Source organism: Campylobacter sp. CNRCH_2015_1657, assembly GCF_025772685.1.
GTDB classification, from domain to species: Bacteria; Campylobacterota; Campylobacteria; order Campylobacterales; family Campylobacteraceae; genus Campylobacter_D; species Campylobacter_D lari_D.
In genome coordinates this window covers 86,673-104,055 of the sequence record NZ_JAKMSO010000004.1, presented here as the reverse complement: position 1 = coordinate 104,055, position 17,383 = coordinate 86,673, and the positions used below count along the sequence as shown (strand labels likewise).

At 29.5% G+C, this 17,383-nt stretch carries 17 protein-coding genes, 1 tRNA gene and 1 pseudogene; 8 read left to right on the top strand and 11 right to left on the bottom strand.

Annotation, left to right across the window (positions count from 1 at the left end; all coding sequences use genetic code 11):
- Positions 1–3 precede the first annotated feature (3 nt).
- From L8X27_RS04305 to L8X27_RS08045, 4 genes and pseudogenes are all read left to right on the top strand, one after another.
- Positions 4–89: transfer RNA gene (locus tag L8X27_RS04305), tRNA-Leu, on the top strand.
- A gap of 30 nt (positions 90–119) precedes the next feature.
- On the top strand, positions 120–554 hold the full coding sequence (locus L8X27_RS04300; protein WP_220566681.1) for a hypothetical protein: 435 nt from the start codon (positions 120–122) through the stop codon (positions 552–554).
- 64 nt (positions 555–618) lie between these two features.
- Positions 619–1,386: pseudogene (locus L8X27_RS08050) on the top strand (PAS domain-containing protein); the annotation flags it as partial.
- On the top strand, positions 1,366–1,914 hold the full coding sequence (locus tag L8X27_RS08045) for a methyl-accepting chemotaxis protein (protein ID WP_412175415.1): 549 nt from the start codon (positions 1,366–1,368) through the stop codon (positions 1,912–1,914). The pseudogene L8X27_RS08050 and the gene L8X27_RS08045, both read left to right, overlap by 21 nt.
- A gap of 11 nt (positions 1,915–1,925) precedes the next feature.
- On the opposite strand, the gene L8X27_RS04290 is transcribed toward L8X27_RS08045, so the two are convergent.
- From L8X27_RS04290 to L8X27_RS04255, 8 genes are all read right to left on the bottom strand, one after another.
- A complete protein-coding gene (locus tag L8X27_RS04290) occupies positions 1,926–3,089 on the bottom strand; it encodes a metal-dependent hydrolase (protein ID WP_263671174.1) in 1,164 nt (387 codons plus the stop codon).
- A complete protein-coding gene (locus L8X27_RS04285) occupies positions 3,086–3,988 on the bottom strand; it encodes an NAD(P)H-dependent glycerol-3-phosphate dehydrogenase (protein ID WP_263671173.1) in 903 nt (300 codons plus the stop codon). The genes L8X27_RS04290 and L8X27_RS04285 overlap by 4 nt, the downstream gene beginning before the upstream one ends.
- Before the next feature lie 2 nt (positions 3,989–3,990).
- On the bottom strand, positions 3,991–5,409 hold the full coding sequence (gatB, locus tag L8X27_RS04280; RefSeq protein ID WP_263671172.1) for an Asp-tRNA(Asn)/Glu-tRNA(Gln) amidotransferase subunit GatB: 1,419 nt from the start codon (positions 5,407–5,409) through the stop codon (positions 3,991–3,993).
- Between the two features lie 123 nt (positions 5,410–5,532).
- Positions 5,533–6,213 (bottom strand): F0F1 ATP synthase subunit A, encoded by a 681-nt coding sequence (locus tag L8X27_RS04275; RefSeq protein ID WP_133319696.1) that lies wholly within the window; start codon positions 6,211–6,213, stop codon positions 5,533–5,535.
- Positions 6,214–6,275: 62 nt separating this feature from the next.
- Entirely contained in the window at positions 6,276–7,784 is a 1,509-nt protein-coding gene (locus L8X27_RS04270) for a phytoene desaturase family protein (protein WP_263681079.1), read from the bottom strand.
- Entirely contained in the window at positions 7,775–9,115 is a 1,341-nt protein-coding gene (radA, locus tag L8X27_RS04265; protein ID WP_258108000.1) for a DNA repair protein RadA, read from the bottom strand. Before radA ends, L8X27_RS04270 begins: the two co-directional genes overlap by 10 nt.
- A 3-nt stretch (positions 9,116–9,118) precedes the next feature.
- Entirely contained in the window at positions 9,119–9,985 is an 867-nt protein-coding gene (gene ftsY / locus L8X27_RS04260) for a signal recognition particle-docking protein FtsY (protein WP_263681078.1), read from the bottom strand.
- Positions 9,985–10,530, bottom strand: a complete 546-nt coding sequence (locus L8X27_RS04255; protein ID WP_133319700.1) for a TlpA family protein disulfide reductase — start codon at positions 10,528–10,530, stop codon at positions 9,985–9,987. The genes ftsY and L8X27_RS04255 overlap by 1 nt, the downstream gene beginning before the upstream one ends.
- 66 nt (positions 10,531–10,596) lie before the next feature.
- On the opposite strand from L8X27_RS04255, the gene L8X27_RS04250 reads away from it, so the two are divergent.
- From L8X27_RS04250 to L8X27_RS04235, 4 genes are read left to right on the top strand one after another with little or no spacing between them, the layout of a single operon-like run.
- Entirely contained in the window at positions 10,597–11,226 is a 630-nt protein-coding gene (locus tag L8X27_RS04250) for a 5-formyltetrahydrofolate cyclo-ligase (RefSeq protein WP_263681077.1), read from the top strand.
- The gene (rny, locus tag L8X27_RS04245; RefSeq protein WP_263660211.1) at positions 11,150–12,703 is read left to right on the top strand and encodes a ribonuclease Y; all 1,554 of its coding nucleotides are present in this window, start codon (positions 11,150–11,152) and stop codon (positions 12,701–12,703) included. Before L8X27_RS04250 ends, rny begins: the two co-directional genes overlap by 77 nt.
- 8 nt (positions 12,704–12,711) lie before the next feature.
- Positions 12,712–13,275, top strand: a complete 564-nt coding sequence (locus tag L8X27_RS04240) for a DedA family protein (RefSeq protein WP_133319703.1) — start codon at positions 12,712–12,714, stop codon at positions 13,273–13,275.
- Positions 13,272–14,531 carry a ComEC/Rec2 family competence protein gene (locus tag L8X27_RS04235; protein WP_263669923.1) on the top strand — a complete coding sequence of 420 codons (1,260 nt, stop codon included), beginning with the start codon at positions 13,272–13,274 and terminating at the stop codon, positions 14,529–14,531. The genes L8X27_RS04240 and L8X27_RS04235 overlap by 4 nt, the downstream gene beginning before the upstream one ends.
- Here L8X27_RS04235 and L8X27_RS04230 read toward each other — a convergent pair.
- Genes L8X27_RS04230 through L8X27_RS04220 form a run of 3 tightly spaced genes read right to left on the bottom strand, consistent with a single transcriptional unit; the run spans position 14,478 to position 17,382 of the window.
- On the bottom strand, positions 14,478–15,290 hold the full coding sequence (locus L8X27_RS04230) for a YihY/virulence factor BrkB family protein (RefSeq protein WP_133319705.1): 813 nt from the start codon (positions 15,288–15,290) through the stop codon (positions 14,478–14,480). The genes L8X27_RS04235 and L8X27_RS04230 overlap by 54 nt on opposite strands.
- The gene (locus tag L8X27_RS04225) at positions 15,290–16,672 is read right to left on the bottom strand and encodes an FAD-linked oxidase C-terminal domain-containing protein (RefSeq protein ID WP_263681076.1); all 1,383 of its coding nucleotides are present in this window, start codon (positions 16,670–16,672) and stop codon (positions 15,290–15,292) included. Before L8X27_RS04225 ends, L8X27_RS04230 begins: the two co-directional genes overlap by 1 nt.
- A complete protein-coding gene (locus L8X27_RS04220) occupies positions 16,672–17,382 on the bottom strand; it encodes a plasminogen-binding N-terminal domain-containing protein (protein ID WP_375154839.1) in 711 nt (236 codons plus the stop codon). The genes L8X27_RS04225 and L8X27_RS04220 overlap by 1 nt, the downstream gene beginning before the upstream one ends.
- Between the last annotated feature and the right edge of the window lies 1 nt (position 17,383).

Here is a 17,383-nt window from a genome sequence, read left to right as displayed (position 1 = left end):
TATGCGGTTATGGTGGAATTGGTAGACACGCCATCTTGAGGGGGTGGTGCGCTCAGCGTGTGCGAGTTCAAATCTCGCTAACCGCACCATTTTTATTTTTTAAGGATTATCAAAACAAAATGACTTTCTATATTTTAGTCAGTGCAATAGCTTTTTTAATTCTTTTTTTTGCCATAAAAAAATATACTCTAAAACTAGATGAACAAGCCTTACTTGAACCTATTAAAAATGATATTTATCCTGAATTTTGTGATCTGATTAATGAAGAGATAAGAAATATAAAAAATAATCTTTTACAAAATACCTTTACACTCCAAGATGAAAATTATAAAGATGAATTTTTAGAGAATTTAAGCGATATGAGTAGAAAACTTAATCATATCCAAACAATGAATTTAAGTAAAAGAAATAATGCTTTATGGGAAGAAACACTTTTTGGATTTTTAAAAGAGCTTGAAGAACTTAACAAACAATATCTAAATGACAATGAGAAAATTAACGATGAAATAAGAAATTCTCTCCAAGAAAAATTTTATAATTTAACAAAAAGCTAATATAAACAAATTATTTATTTTAAAAAGCACTATATAATTCCGAATTATTTTATAAAGGGGTTTTATGTTTATCAACAAGAAAAAAATTAATGAACAAATTACTCAATTAGAGCAATCTAATCAAACTTTTCAAGATATACTTAATGCTATTAGCAAAACTATGGCCATGATAGAATTTCAAACAGATGGAACTATTATTAATGCTAATGAAAATTTTCTAAAAACTATGAATTACTCTTTAAATGAAATCAAAGGTAAACACCATAGTATGTTTTGTTTACCAGAGGTTGTAAAGTCACAACGCTATGTTGATTTTTGGAGAGATTTAAAAAGTGGTATATCAAGAAATGGACTTTTTAGACGCATTGCAAAAGGCGGGAAAGATATTTATCTTGAAGCCAATTATCTTCCTATTTTAAACCAAAACAATGAAGTGTATAAGGTTATTAAATTTGCAAATGACATTACTCAAAGAAACTATGAAATGCTTGATCTAAAAAACACCATAGATGCTGCTAATCGTTCTATGGCTATTATTGAATTTAATCCTTATGGAGAGATTTTAAATGCTAATGAAAACTTCACTCAAACCATGGGTTATTCACTAAGTGAAATCAAAGGAAAACACCATAGTATGTTCTGCGAGGAAAAATTTAGAAATTCCAAAGAATATACAATTTTTTGGGAAGAGCTAAGAAGTGGTAAATTTCAATCAGGAAAATTCATACGCTTTGGTAAAAACAACAAACTAATCCATTTAGAAGCAAGTTATAATCCTATCAAAAATGATGATGGAGAAATTTACAAAGTTATTAAATTTGCAACAGATATTACCGAACAAGTTGTAAGAGATGAGGAAAAATTAAAGCTCATTAGTGAATTAGCTGAACAAAATGATAATCTCACTCAAGAGGGCGATAGTGTTATAGAAAATACGGTTCAAAATATTCAAGGCATTGCTGATATGATGAACAATAGTAGCAATCTCGTATCATCATTAAATGAGCAATCAGAAGAAATTAAAAATATTATTCAAACCATTAGCGATATAGCTGATCAAACCAATCTTTTAGCTCTAAATGCGGCTATTGAGGCAGCGCGTGCAGGTGAGCATGGTAGAGGTTTTGCTGTTGTTGCTGATGAAGTTAGAAATCTAGCTGAAAGAACTGGACATTCAGTAAATGAAATCACTACTACCATTAATTCTATCAGAAATGTAACAGCTGAAGTTGTACAAAGCATTAAAGATGGCTTAAGTGGCGTAAATCAAAGCGTGGATTTAGCCAAAGAAGCTAGAGAATGTATGGAAAAAATTAGAAATAGTTCAGCTCAAGTAGCTCAAGCTATGCAAGATAAATAAAAGTTTTTAGCTTAAAGGCTAAAAACTTTTCCTGCTATAAAACTTTTTTCTACCTTACCTTGCAAGATATCATTTGCATATAAACCTTCTCCATTAAAAGAAAGTTTTTCATCAAATACAACTAAATCAGCATCAAAACCAAGTTCTATTTTACCTTTATTTAATCCCAAAAATTGCGCTTGATTATAGCTTGTAAAATCACATAATTCTTTCCAAGTTAAGATACCTTCTTTTACTAAATATGTAAAACATAAACTCATATATATAGCTATGGCATTAACTCCAAAATCTGCTTCATCAAAAGCCAAATCTTTTTTAGTGTTAGGAGCATGCAAAGAACTTAAGAAAGTAATTTTCTTATCTTGAAGCAACTTTTTAAGATTTGTTACTTCATCTTTTGTTCTTAATGGAGGTAAAATTTTTGCTTGAGTGTTAAAATTTTCACAAGTACTTTCATCTTTGATTAAATGATGGATTGAAATTTCACTATATTGATCATGTAATAATTCAAACGATCTTGTAATTGCTAAAGAGCTAAAACAAGCTTTATTTTTATAAAATTCCACTAATTCTTTCATTTTTGCCACTTCGCTAGTTTCAGCTATATCACTAATTCCTATAAGTCCTGATTCAAAGCTTATTTGTCCATCATTCATTACTCCATGATCGTCAAAACTCCCATCAAAACACTTTAAAAATACAGGGGTTGATTTCATATTGGCATATTGCATACATTGTCTTAAATAATTTGCTCCTAAAGTACTTGAAAGCTCTAAGCCTTTTGCGCCCATATCAATTAAGGTAGCAATATTTTTTAATTTTTCTGTTTTATCTAATACATTAATAGTAGGTAAAACATTAATATCTAAAGATTTTAATTTATCAAAATAAAGCGCATAGCCTTGAGTGTTAGCTTCTAAACTATCTTTTAAAACAATAGTCCCTACCCCACCTTTTAAGCATGCTTTTTCAAGATCATATAATTTATCTATACTAAATTCATTATCAAGCAAACTAACATTTAAATCAATAAACGAGGGAAGTAAAGTTTTGCCTTCTATATCAACAATATACTCATCATCATTTAAATCATTAGCAATTTGAGTAATTTTCCCATCTTCTATTTTAAGATCAAGCTTTTGCTCGCCATAAATTTTTGCATTTTTGATGATCATGATATTTCCTCCTTTGATGACATCAAATCTTTTAAAGATTCCCAAGCATTCTTACCCTCTAGCATTAAGACTACTTCGTTAACAATCGGGGTATAAATTTGAAATTGTTTCGATAAAGAATGTATAGCATAAGCAGTTTGCACTCCTTCAGCTACCTCGCCAAGTTCCATTAAAATATCTTTTATATTTTTGTCACTAGCCAAACTCAAACCTACTCTATAATTTCTTGATAAGTTACTTGAAGCTGTTAAAAATAAATCTCCAGCCCCACTAAGCCCTAAAAATGTTTCTTCTTTAGCATTAAAAAATTGTCCAAAGCGGTGCATTTCCACTAAACCTCTTGAAACTAAAGAAGCTCTTGCATTATTGCCTAAATTTAAACCATCGCAAACTCCACTTGCAATTGCTAAAACATTCTTATATGCACCACAAATTTCAGCGCCTTTAACATCAGAACTTGTATAGGTTTTAATATAATTTGGAAAAAAACTTGCAAATTGACTACAAAGCTCTTGATTTTTACCGCTAACAACCAAAGCACAAGGTTTTTTTTCTAAAACTTCACTTGCAAAAGAAGGACCACTTAAAAAACAAAGTCTATCACTACTTATGAACTCACTAAAAACCTCATCCATAAATTTTAAACTTTTACAATCAATACCCTTAGAAGCTACAAGAATTTTTTGATTTAAATCTTTAAAATTATTTGCAAGCCATTCATGCATTCCTTGAGCATATAAAGCAAAAACTAAATATTCGTATTCTAAAGCTTCTTTGGTACTAACAAAATAAGAAAGATCTTTTTCGTGAAAAGAAGTTATTACGCATTCATTTTTAACGCTCAATGCATCATATAAAGCACTTCCCCATTTTCCTGCACCAACAACTGCTATTTTCATATTTAACCAAGTTTTGCTTTTAAAATTTCATTTACCTTAGCAGGATTAAATGCACCCTTACCTGCTTTCATTGCCTGACCGACAAAGAAACCAAAAAGTTTATCTTTACCACTTTTATATTCAACTACTTTATCTTCATTATTTGCTAAAATTTCATCAATAATCTTTTCAATAGCACCATCATCACTTACTTGTTTTAAACCAAGTTTTTCAATAGCATCATCAATTTCAACTTCTGTATTTTCAAATACATAAGCTAAAATATCCTTACCTGCTTTAGCGCTAATAACACCTTCTTCTATACGTTTGATCAAAACAGCTAATTTTTCTTGTTTTATAGGCGAGTTTTCTATAGTCAATTCGCCTTTTAAAAGCCCCATTAACTCTGTCGTAAGCCAAGTAACACAAAGTTTTGGATTTAATTTTTGATTAATTAGATACTCAAAATATCTACAAAGCTCTAATGAAGAAACAATCACTTCACTATCACTTTCTTTAATACCCAATTCACTCACAAATCTAGCTTTTTTCTCATCAGGAAGTTCAGGTATATCTTGATTTAGCATTTCATCATCTAAAATTACAGGTAAAAGATCAGGATCAGGGAAATATCTATATTCAGCAGAATCTTCCTTACCTCTCATACTTCTAGTAACTAAATTAACCGTATCAAATAATCTTGTTTCTTGCACAACTTCTTGATCGTATTTTCCATCTTCCCAAGCTTCACTTTGGCGTTTTACTTCATACTCAATCGCCTTTTGAATAAAACGGAATGAATTTAAATTTTTAATCTCCACTCTAGTATAAAGCTTATCATCACCTTTAGGACGAATACTAACATTAGCATCACATCTAAAACTACCTTCTTGCATATTTGCATCTGAAATGTCTAAAAATCTTATAATAGAATGTAATTTTTTCAAATAAGCCACTGCTTCATCGGAACTTCTAAGTTCAGGTTCACTGACAATTTCAAGCAAAGGCGTGCCTGCTCTATTTAAATCTACTTTTGAAAAATTACTCTCATGTATATTTTTTCCTGCATCTTCTTCTAAATGAGCCCTAGTGATACCTATGCGTTTATTTTCTCCATTTACATTGATAAATAACTCACCATTTTCCACTATAGGAATATCAAATTGCGAAATTTGATAAGCTTTTGGTAAATCAGGATAAAAATAATTTTTTCTATTAAAAATACTTTTTTTATTTATAGTTGCATTAACTGCTTTTCCAAATGCTATGGCTTTTTTTACCGCTTCTTGATTTAATACAGGTAAAGCACCTGGTAAAGCTAAACATGTTGGGCATACATTAGTATTTGATTTTTCTCCAAAAGAAGTCGCACATGAACAAAAGATTTTTGTTTTTGTATTTAATTGTGCATGAACTTCAAGTCCTATAACAACTTCAAACATTAAAATTTTCCTTAGAATTTTTTGTTTATTCTAGCGTTTTTTATTTCAAAAAGAGTTTAAAAAAGAATAAAAGAAGAAGATTAAAAAAGAAAAAAGCAAAAAATATTTTTTGCTTTTTAAAAATTAATGATGCTCATCAACTACAGTTGCACCTGCCAAATAAACATAAGTTAAAATCATAAAAATAAAAGATTGTAAAAATGCCATAAAAGTTAAAAGCATATAAGCAGGCAATGGCGCAACCCAAGGCACAAGAGCTAAAATAACTGCTAAGAATAAATCATCTCCCTTGATATTACCAAATAAACGGAAAGATAAAGAAATAACTCTTGAAAAATGAGAAACCACTTCTATAGGAAACATCAAAGGTGCTAGAATTTTCACAGGTCCCATGAAATGTGCAAAATACTTAAAAAATCCTTGAGTTCTAATACCTTCAAAATGATAATACACAAATACTATAATAGCCAAAGAAGCACTAAAATTTAAACTTGCTGTTGGAGCTTCAAAACCAGGGATGATTCCTATGATATTACTAAAAAATACCATAAAACCTATAGTTGCAACTAAAGGTAAATATTTTCTAGCAGCTTCATCGCTACCCATAGTATCCCTACCCATGCTTAAAATGCCTTCCATATAAGCTTCAGCCAAATTCTGACTACCTCTTGGGACAATTTGCATAGATCTTGTAGCAAGTTTTGCTAAAATCAAAGAAATCACAACCACTATACCCAAATGAAAAAAGTATGCAAAAGTGTGGCTAGAATCTATAAAAGAACTAAATAAAAATAAATCTTTCATTAAAAATCCTTAGCAGAATAAATATTTCAAAGCTAATATTATAAAAAAAAATTGCTTATATTTTAATGAAAATTCATTTTATTAGCACAAAAATATCCACCCAAAATCGCACCTGTAAAACCACCTCCAGGAAATATAAAAGCATTAGCAAAATATAAATTTTCTATACTTTTACTTTTATAATGTAATCTGTATTTAACCCCTTCTTGATCTTGAGAAAATCCATAAATTGTACCCTCGTAAGCTTTAGTATATCTTTGTATAGTTTTTGGCGTGGCTAATTCTTGATGGATTAAGTGTGAACTTAAATTTGGAAAAATCTCATCAAGCCTTTGCACTATGGCTTTTAATACTTCTTCTTTTTTAGTTTTATAATCTTGCTTATTTAAATCCCATTCGCTATAATTTGAACTAAAAGCTACAACACCTATATATTTATCGCTAGCCAAGCCACTATCAACCTTAGAATAATTCACAAAAGCCATAGGCCTTTGTTTAATATCTAGTTTTAAAATATTAGTGTTTTCATATGAACTATTTAAAAAATCATCTTCAAATATAAAATTACAATAATCCATATTTTCATAAATTTTAGAAATATCTTTATCATAAATAAAATAAGCGCTCACTAAAGAACAAGCACGCTTTTTAGATTCCATTGCTTTGATTTCTTGGGTTAAATTTAACTCTTTAAGCAAGTCTTTATATACGATTAAAGGATCGCAATTTGCGATGATATTTTGCGCATGGATGGTATGTTTTTGATTATTTTGAATGTATTCTACTCCATAAGCTTTTTGTTCTTTTGTGAGTATTTTAACAACTTCAGCCTTAGCTAAAACCTGCCCTTGATTTTCTTTGATAACCTCAGCCAAAGCATCACTTAAAGCTTGCGAGCCACCTTTAATATACACTCCACCATCATAATAATGCTTTTGAGCAATGCCATGAAAACTGAAAATAAATTCTTTACTATCATGATGATAATAACTCATATTTGCATTTAAAATCTTTTTTAGCTTATCATTTTTAATATAAGCATTTAAAACATCATAAACTTTTTTATTAAACAATCTATTTTTAATAAATATCCAAGCAGTGTCAAAAGGGAACAACAATAACTCACTTAATTTTAAATCCCAAGGAAATCTTCGAATAGCATAAGCTTGCGTTTTTATAGCTTTAAAATATTTATCTATACCTTTGCACTCTTGCGGAAATTCTTTTTTCAAAACTTCTTTTACTTTTTCTATACCATGAGGTAAAGTTAGATTATAATTTTTACTTTTAATACTCCATGCACTTGGTAAAGGTAAAATTTCAATTTTATCCTTTATACCAAGTTTTTCAAAAACCAAATGCTTCATATCAGTTTTTGCTTCACCTAGGTCCATCTCATGAAGTCCCGCATCAATCAAAGCGCCTTTTCTTTTAAAACAAGTAGCACAGCCACCAATTAAAGAATGCTGTTCTAAAACTAAAACCATTTTTCCATTTTTAGCTAAAAAAGCGCCTGCACTTAAGCCTCCAAGACCTGAACCTATAATAATTACATCAAATTTTACATCCATTCTAAAACCTCACGCAATTCTTTAGCTACAAAACATTTTAAGCCAAGTTCCTCCATAGGTTTTACAGGTACTATGGCATTTTTAAATTTTTGCATTTTAGCTTCTTTTAAACGCACATCAAGTGAAAATACTTCTTTGATTTCACCATTTAAACTAAGCTCACCCACAAAAACACTATCTTTGCTTAAAGGGCGGTTTTTAAAACTTGAAATAATTGCTGCAACCACCGCTAAATCTGCTGCAGTTTCACTAATTTTTACCCCACCACTTACATTAATAAAAACATCATAATGCCCCAAGGGAATTTCAAGCTTTCTCTCTAGTAAAGCTATGAGCATATCTAAACGATTTTTTTCATAGCCTGTTGCACTACGCTTTGGATAAGCACTCTCACAAACTAAGGCTTGAATTTCTAGCACTAAAGCTCTGCTTCCTTCCATCACTACACTCAAAGCGCTACCACTTACTGCCTTACCACGCGTAAAAAATCTATTAGCTATATCTTTAGCACTAATCAAGCCTTTGGAAGTCATTTCAAAAATACCAACTTCGGAAATATTTCCAAAACGATTTTTAAAGCCTCTTAAAATTCTTATTTCTTTATTGGCATCGCCTTCAAAATAAAGCACTACATCTACCATATGCTCTAAAATTCTAGGTCCAGCTATAGCCCCATCTTTAGTGATATGTCCTATGATAAAAGTGCTAATATTATTGGCTTTAGAATAGCGCATTAATTCAAAAGTAATTTCTCTAACTTGAGTGATACTACCTGCTGCTGAAGTAATTTTATTAGAATATAAAGTTTGAATAGAATCAATAATTAAAATTTCATAATCTTTTTTAGAAAGCTCACTTAAAATATCTTCTAAGCAAAGTTCAGTAAGTAAAAATAAATTCTCACAATTTGCATTTAAACGATCCGCACGCAGTTTGATTTGAGATTTACTCTCCTCGCCACTTACATAAAGCACTTTTTTACCGCTTTTAGCCAAATTCGAAGCAATTTTTAATAAAAGTGTGGATTTTCCAACTCCAGGCGACCCCCCAATTAACACCAAAGAACCCACAACAAGCCCACCACCTAAAACTAAATCAAGCTCATTATCATCAGTGCTAATGCGTGTGAAATTTTCTGCTATAACATCATTTATACATACTGCAGAACTTGGAGTATTTGAGAGTGAATTTAACTCTTTTAAAACCTTAATTTGTTCTTGCTTTAACTCAACAAAACTATCCCAAGAACCACACTCAGGACATTTTCCTAGCCATTTGCTTTGTTGATTTCCACAAGCTTGGCATTCAAATAAAATATGTTTTTTAGCCATAAATTACGCAAAAATCTCTTCAACTAAAGTTTTAACATATTCATTAGGATTAAACTCATGAATTTGTCCTAGCTGTTCCCCTACTCCTACATATAAAATAGGAAGTTCAAGCTCTCTTGCTATGCTAAATAAAGCTCCACCTTTGGCAGTTCCATCAAGTTTTGTAATAATCACTCCATCAAGTTTTACTAAATCATTAAAAGCTTTTGCCTGCAAAATTCCTGCCACACCTTGAGTGCCATCAAGTACAAGGATTTTTCTATGAGGAGCTCCTTGCATAGCTTTATCACTTATGCGGACAATTTTTTCAAGCTCATTAGCAAGATTTTTTTGATTTTGCAAGCGTCCTGCTGTATCTAAAATAACCCTATCATAGTTTTTTGCCAAAGCTTTAGAAATAGCATCATAAGCAACTGCCGAAGGATCATGTCCTTGTGAAGTAGCTATGATATCTATATTTAATTTTTGTGCCCATAATTTTAACTGCTCTATGGCTCCTGCTCTAAAAGTATCACAAGCCCCAAGTATAACTTTTTCACCATTTTCTTTATGCAAATGTGCCATTTTAGCAATGCTTGTGGTCTTACCTACCCCATTTACACCTAAAATCAAATCCACAAAAGGCTTAGCATTAGCAAGTTCTGGCTTATCATAAATAAAATAAGTCCCCATAACACGCTCTAAATCAGCCTTTTTAACCTCATCACTTGGAGGAAGATAGTAAATAATCTCTTCAACTATCTCATACGCCACATCAGCTTCTAAAAGCATTTCTTCAAGCAAATCTTTAGTAATAATTTTATTTGAAGCCTTAACTAAATGAATACTTTCTAAGGTTTTTTTCAAACCATTTTTTAAAAATCCAAACATTACATTATCGCTTTTTGTATATCTATATCTAACATTTCTTCAGGAATTAAACCTAAATACTCTTTAACTTTTTCGCCCTTTGCATTAAATAAAACCATTGTTGGAATAGAGCTGATATTTAAAACTTTAGAAAAAATAAAACTATTCTCTCCTAAAACCGAAGAAAAATTCATCTTTTCTTTTTGTATAAACTCCAATAATTCTTGTTTTTTATCTTCTTCTAAAAAAAGCGCTATGACTTCAAATCTATCTTGATATTTTTTATTTAAATTATTTAAATGTGGAATTTCAGCTTTGCATGGCTCACACCAACTTGTAAAAAATACAAACAACTTAGCTTTTGCTGTATCATCAAAATTAAATTCTTGTTCATGGTATTTCACATACATTTTTCTACCATCTAAAAATTTCAAAGTAAAATCAGTATTTTCACTTTGACTTAAACTTGCATTATCAGTATTTTCATTACTAGAATTTTCTTTATCACTTGAGCATGAAGTAAAAAAAATCATAGCAAAAATTGCTAAAAAAATTTTAAATTTCAAGTCATATCCTTATGATTTTTTAAGCTTAAAAGTATAACATAAAAAGTTAAAAAACCAAGGAAAGCTTTGATAAAAAATGACTTTAGAATAAAACAGAAATTTAAAATGAAATTAAAACTAAAATTTCAATACAAAAGAGATTTTTTAGTTTTTCAAGAAGTAAATAAAATTTTAAAATCTTGTAAAAATTATAAAAATATCCTTATATATATTCCTTTAAAATATGAAATTAATCTTTATAAATTCAGACATTTTTTAACAAAAAAATACCGAATTTTTGTTCCATTTATGCAAGATAAAAGTTTAAAGGTAGTAAAATTAAGGTTAGCTCTTGATAAAAAGAGTTTTGGGGTATATGAACCAAAAGATTCTTTTTTGCAAACTCGTATAGATGTTGCAATCATCCCTGTTATAGGAGTAGATGCAAAATTAGGAAGAGTTGGTCATGGCCAAGGATTTTACGATAGGTTTTTTGAAAATATTTCTTATAAAAAACCTTTAGTTATTTTCACACAAATGATGGATGCAAAATCTCATCAAATTTTTAGTCAAGACCATGATATAAAAGGAAATTTTTATATAAACCCTTATAAAAAATATTTTAGGAAAGTTAAAAACAATGATAGAAATATTAGTCGCATTAATAGCCGTTTTCATAGGCGGAGGGATTGGATATATAGTCGCCAAAAAGATTAATGATGCAAATTTCAATATCTTTTTAGAGCAAGCAAAAGCAAAAGCAAAAGCCATTGAATATGAAGCTGAGCTAACACTTAAAGATGCTAAAAATTCAGTTGCTGAGGCTGAATTTGCAGCAAAGAAAAAATTTGATGAAAAAATTCAAAAACTACAAAAAGAGCATTCTATTAAGCTAGAAGAACTCAACAAAAAAGAACAAAATCTTCATTATCAAGAAAAACTTCATGAAGAAAACAAAAACAAATTAGCAAAAGAGCAGCAAACTATAAAAGCTTTACATGAAGAAAATGAAAATTTAAAACAAAGCTACGAAACAAAGTTAAATGATGTTTTAAAAATTCTTGAACATTCAGCTGGTCTCACACAAGAAGAGGCAAAAAGTATAGTCTTGCAAAAAGTAGAAGAAACCTCAAGAGCTGAAATTGCTCATATTGTTAGAAAATACGAAGAAGAGGCTAGAAATGAAGCCAAAAGAAAGGCTAATTTTATCTTAGCACAAGCTACTTCAAGATTTGCAGGAGAATTCGCTGCTGAAAGGTTGATCAATGTGGTAAATATCAAAAATGATGAGTTAAAAGGACGCATTATAGGTAAAGAAGGGAGAAATGTTAAAACCTTAGAAATGGTTTTGGGTGTTGATATTATCATAGATGATACGCCTGGAGCAATTATAGTAAGTTGTTTTAATCTTTATAGACGCGCCATTGCTACAAAGGTGATTGAACTTTTAGTTGAAGACGGTAGAATACAACCTGCAAAAATAGAAGAAATTCATGAAAAAGTTTGCAAAGAATTTGAGGATAATATCTTAGAAGAAGGTCAAACTATAGTAATGGATTTAGGACTTAATAATATCCATCCTGAAATTGTTAAATTAATAGGAAAATTAAGATATAGAGCAAGTTATGGACAAAATGCTCTAGCACACTCTTTAGAAGTAGCGCATTTAGCTGGAATCATAGCAGCTGAGTGTGGTGGCGATGAAAAACTGGCAAGAAGAGCTGGAATTTTACACGATATAGGCAAGGCTTTAACGCATGAATTTGAAGGTTCTCATGTAGATTTAGGAGCTGAACTTTGCAAAAGATACAAAGAACATCCTATAGTGATTAATGCAATTTATGCGCACCATGGACATGAAGAGGCTACAAGTATAGAATCAGCTGCAGTTTGCACAGCAGATACACTAAGCGCTGCACGCCCTGGAGCAAGGCGTGAGGTACTTGAGGCCTTCTTGAAACGAGTTAGCGAACTTGAAGATATAGCAAAAAGTAAAGAAGGGGTTAAAAAAGCTTATGCTATTAATGCTGGTAGAGAAATTAGAGTTATTGTTAATGCAAAATTAGTCAATGATGATGAATCTGTGCTTTTAGCTAAAGAAATAGCTGAAGAAATTCAAGAAAAAGTTCAATACCCTGGTGAAATAAAAGTTAATGTCATCAGAGAGCTTAGAGCTGTTGATTTTGCAAGATAGGGTTTTTCATGCAAGAAATGATTGATAATCTTAGCACTTATGGTTATTTGATTTTATTTTTTTATTCTTTTGGTGGAGGAATGGTGGCCATACTTGCTGCCGGGGTACTTTGTGCAAGTTCAACTAAACTTGATTTGCATTTATGTATATTTTTAGCCTTTTTGGCTAATACCATAGGTTCAACCCTATTATTTATTCTAGGAAAATATTATAAAAAAGACATAATGCCTTATTTTAAAAATCATAGAAGAAAAATCGCGCTTGCTATGATAAAAATCAAAAAATATGGAGATTTACTTTTAGTAGTGCAAAAATTTATTTACGGGGTAAAAACTATCATTCCTATAGCAGCAGGTCTTTGCAAATTTAGCTTTGTAAGATTTTTTATCATCAATACCCTAGCTAGTTTAATTTGGGCTATAATACTTGGTTATGCTGGATTTATTTTTGGAAACACCTTAAAGGAGGCTTTTGAAATTTTTTCAAATCATCCTTATATAGCACCTGCCTTTATAATCACTTTAATTTTTATTATATGGTTATACTTATCACGCTTTTCTAAGAAAAAATGAATTTAAAATTCTCTATAAAAGATTCTTATAGAGAATTTTTAATTTTATTATTATGTTTTTTAGCAATTTTTAGCCTAAATCTCATTTATGAGTATAAAAAATACCAAAATTTTAAACTCACAAAACATTTATTGCTTAAAAATAATATCATTATATCTAGCTATCAAAAAACTAATAAAAAAGGTAAAAAATACCAAGTTTTTAAAATTAAAAATTCTGATTTTGTTTTTTACACTACTAGTTTTAAAGATCTAAATTTAAGTAAAAATGATATTATAAATCTTAGGATTATTACTAAAAATATTAACTTTAAAGATTATCTTAGTAAAAATTTTTTTGTACCAAGTTATGATTTTCATAAAACTAATGCTCAAAAAGAAAATATCTTAGTGGAGTATTTTTTAAATCAACATCAAAATGAAAAAATCAAAGAATTTTACGGGGCTTTATTCTTTGCAAAAAATGTATCAAGTGAACTTAGAAATGATGTAAATTTTTACAATATCGCGCATTTAATTGCTATTAGTGGATATCATTTGGGCTTGTTATTTAGCTTTTGCTTTTTGATTTTTGCTCCTTTATATGCCTTTTTTCACAAACGATATTTTCCTTATAGAAGTTTAAAACTTGATATTAGTATTTTTGCTTTCTTGCTTTTAATTTTGTATATATTTTTAATAGACTTTAGCCCTTCTTATATAAGAGCTTTATGTATGAGTATTTTTGCTTTTTATCTATTTAGCAAAAATATTAAAATTTTGAGTTTTAAATTTTTATTCTTAAGTGTAATTTTATGTATAAGCTTATTTCCAAATTTATTATTTAGCGTTGGCTTTTTGTTTTCAAGTTTAGGAGTATTTTATATTTATTTATATTTACATCATTTTAAAGATAATTTTTCAAAAAATTATATTCATATTATTTTTATAAATTTTTGGACTTTTTTAGCAATGATAATTCCTGTATTATATTTTTTTCCACTTATTAGTTTTCAACAATTTTTAGGTATACCTTTAAGCATATTATTTGCTTTATTTTACCCTATAAGTTTATTACTGCATTTATTATCTTATGGAGATGTATTAGATGAAATATTATTAGCATTATTTGATTTTAAATTAAATAGTATATTGTTACATATACCATTAGAAATTTATCTTATTTATATATTTTTATCCTTCATGGCTATTTTTCATCGTTATTTAGCTCTTTTTGTAATTTCTCTTGGTTTTATTCCCTTTATTTTCTTGATTTAAAATCAAATAAACCCTTAAACCCAAAAGATAAATAATCCAAGAAATATAAATCCACAAAAAGAAAAACAATATCACAGAAAAAGAACCATATACATTTAAATAAGTTTTATTATATACGGCATAATATACAAAAATCATCTTAGAAATATACCAAATCACAGAAGCACCAAAAGAACTAATAAGCAAAGTTTTTAAATCACCTTTTTTACTCACTGAACTTGAATAAGATGTAAAAAACAAAGCCCATATAATCACATAAGGTAAAATCTCAAAAAAATTCAAAGCAATATTAAAATCATCTAAGGTTTTTTGTATAAAACCTGAAATGTAAAAACTCACTCCAAGTCCAAGTGGAGTTAATGTTGCCAAAGTCCAATAAGAACTTATACTATGCCAAAGACTTTTAGAGTCTTCTTCTAAAAGCTTATTAATAACATAATCATAACCTGAAAAAAATGCTAAAGAAGTCAAAGCCATAGCTAAAAGACCAATTAAACCAAGATTGACACTATTTTTTAAAAAAGTGTTAATATATTGTGTTATTAATTCTTGTTGAGTTGGGATTAAAAAAGTAAAAATTAAATTTTTAATTCTTTCTTGATACATTTCAAAACTTGGAATTTGAGTAAAAACCCAAAAACATAAAAATAAAAGCGGTATTAAAGATAAAATAGTATAAAAACTCAAAGCTGCAGCATAATTTAAAATTTCTTTATCTCTTATGCTTAAAAGAATTTTTATGAAGTTTTTAAAATTCATCAAAGTCCCATTTTAAAAGGATTAAGTATATTATTTGGATCAAATGCTTTTTTGATATTTCTCATCAAGTCCATTTCAGCTTCGCTAAAAGCAAGCTTCATAAAAGGAGCTTTTGAAATGCCTATACCATGCTCTCCACTTAAAGTCCCACCCAAAGAAACTGTAAGCTTAAACACCTCTTCCACAGCTTCATAACCTTTTTTAACCAACTCAGGATTATTTTTATCACTTACCATTACATTAGTATGTACATTACCATCGCCAGTATGACCAAAACAAGGGATTTTAAAACCATATTTTTTAGAAATTTCAGCTATGCCTTTTAAAAGATCAGGCAGTTTTGAACGCGGCACTGTAATATCTTCATTAAGCTTTAAATTTCCATACATTGCTATACTTTGAGAGCAGTTTCTTCTAGCAAACCAAATATTGGCTGCTTCTTGCTCATCTTTTGCTATTTTAAACTCTCTTACACCAGATTCATAAAAACTCTCTTGCAAAATTTTTAAATCTGTTTCAATAGCCTCTTCTACATTGCCATCTACATCAGCGATTAAAATCGCACCCGCATCCATAGGTAAGCCTTTTTGGAATTTTTGTTCTAATGCTTGTATGCTTAATTGATCTAAAAATTCCATAGATACAGGAGTCACACCTTTAGCTAAAGTTTTATAAACTGCATTCATTGCTTCATCAATGCTGTTAAAAATCCCCATAGCTGTCTTTTTAAACTTTGGCAAAGCTACTAGTTTTAAAGTAATCTCACTAAGCACAGCCAAAGATCCCTCACTTGCTATTAAAATTCCAGCTAGATTATAACCCGCTACATCTTTTATAGTTTTTTTACCTGCTCTAATGATTTCTCCATTAGGTAAAACAGCTCTTAAAGCCATTACATAATCTTTAGTTATACCATACTTAGCAGCTCTCATACCCCCTGCATTTTCGCTTACATTCCCCCCTAAAGAAGAATACTCCATACTAGCAGGATCAGGTGGATAAAATAAACCATATTCTTTTGCTTTTTCTTGTAAAGCCATATTTATCACACCAGGCTGCACTACTGCAACTAAATTTTCAAGATCAATTTCTAAAATTTTATTCATATGTTTTTCAAAGCTTAACACTACTCCACCATTAATAGCTAAGCTTCCACCGGTAAATCCACTACCTGAGCCCCTAGGAATAACGATGATTTTATTTTCATTACAATATTTTAAAATTTGACTAATATCATTTTCATCTCTTGGAAAAAGCACTCCATCAGGTAAATAATGCTTTTTAGTAGCATCATAACTATACGCTCTTTTGTGGATAGGATCAAAATGAGCATTTTCAACCCCTAAAAGATCTTGAAAAAATTTTTGATGGATTTCTTGCATTATTTTTCTCTAGTTAAGCTAATTAATTTTTCATAATATACATAATAATTTCCAATTGCTTCATCATTTAAGCTAAAAATATCGCTTTTATAACCTGTAATTCTTGAATAAAATGGAATTTGCAAACTTTGAGCTTGAGGTATGTTAAATTCTTCTATCTTGCCAAAATCTTGACAATCAACTATCTCAGCTTTATTTTCTAAAGCTACCACTAAAAGCCCAACAGCATTTTTTGAACAAAAAGATCTAAAATCTGATCTTCTTGGAGTTTGGCGGTATTCTTGTATCATATGAGCACCAAATAAATCAGGGTGTAAAAAATAAAGTCCATTTAATTTTTGAGCTATAAAATCATACACATTTTTATCAGGAGCTATAATCAAGGCTCTATCATATAAATAATTTAAAACTATTTTATCGCCTACTTGTGGCAATACATTTGGTAAAGGCATAGCATCTTGAGCTAGCATATCAAAAACTTTAAATTGTAATTTAACTAAGCCATTTTCACGCCCTATCACACTAGCTCTTGCAATAATTGATTTTTGTGTATCAATTTCATGCACAACTATACCACTTGAGTGCAATAAAATTCTAGGATCATCTTTTATATAACCATAAATATCATCTACTTTTTCAAGTTTTGTTTGTATTAAATCAAAATTTTTAGCTTGCAAAAATGCTAAAAAACAACAAAGTATTAAAATAATT

Bases quoted from the DNA above. Each gene is read 5' to 3' on its own strand.
- gatB (WP_263671172.1), bottom strand. From the start codon at position 5,409: ATGTTTGAAGTTGTTATAGGACTTGAAGTTCATGCACAATTAAATACA.
- ftsY (WP_263681078.1), bottom strand. From the start codon at position 9,985: ATGTTTGGATTTTTAAAAAATGGTTTGAAAAAAACCTTAGAAAGTATT.
- L8X27_RS04275 (WP_133319696.1), bottom strand. From the start codon at position 6,213: ATGAAAGATTTATTTTTATTTAGTTCTTTTATAGATTCTAGCCACACT.
- L8X27_RS04235 (WP_263669923.1), top strand. From the start codon at position 13,272: ATGAATTTAAAATTCTCTATAAAAGATTCTTATAGAGAATTTTTAATT.
- L8X27_RS04230 (WP_133319705.1), bottom strand. From the start codon at position 15,290: ATGAATTTTAAAAACTTCATAAAAATTCTTTTAAGCATAAGAGATAAA.
- rny (WP_263660211.1), top strand. From the start codon at position 11,150: ATGATAGAAATATTAGTCGCATTAATAGCCGTTTTCATAGGCGGAGGG.
- L8X27_RS04290 (WP_263671174.1), bottom strand. From the start codon at position 3,089: ATGATCATCAAAAATGCAAAAATTTATGGCGAGCAAAAGCTTGATCTT.
- L8X27_RS04225 (WP_263681076.1), bottom strand. From the start codon at position 16,672: ATGCAAGAAATCCATCAAAAATTTTTTCAAGATCTTTTAGGGGTTGAA.
- L8X27_RS04240 (WP_133319703.1), top strand. From the start codon at position 12,712: ATGCAAGAAATGATTGATAATCTTAGCACTTATGGTTATTTGATTTTA.
- radA (WP_258108000.1), bottom strand. From the start codon at position 9,115: ATGGCTAAAAAACATATTTTATTTGAATGCCAAGCTTGTGGAAATCAA.
- L8X27_RS04285 (WP_263671173.1), bottom strand. From the start codon at position 3,988: ATGAAAATAGCAGTTGTTGGTGCAGGAAAATGGGGAAGTGCTTTATAT.
- L8X27_RS04270 (WP_263681079.1), bottom strand. From the start codon at position 7,784: ATGGATGTAAAATTTGATGTAATTATTATAGGTTCAGGTCTTGGAGGC.
- L8X27_RS04300 (WP_220566681.1), top strand. From the start codon at position 120: ATGACTTTCTATATTTTAGTCAGTGCAATAGCTTTTTTAATTCTTTTT.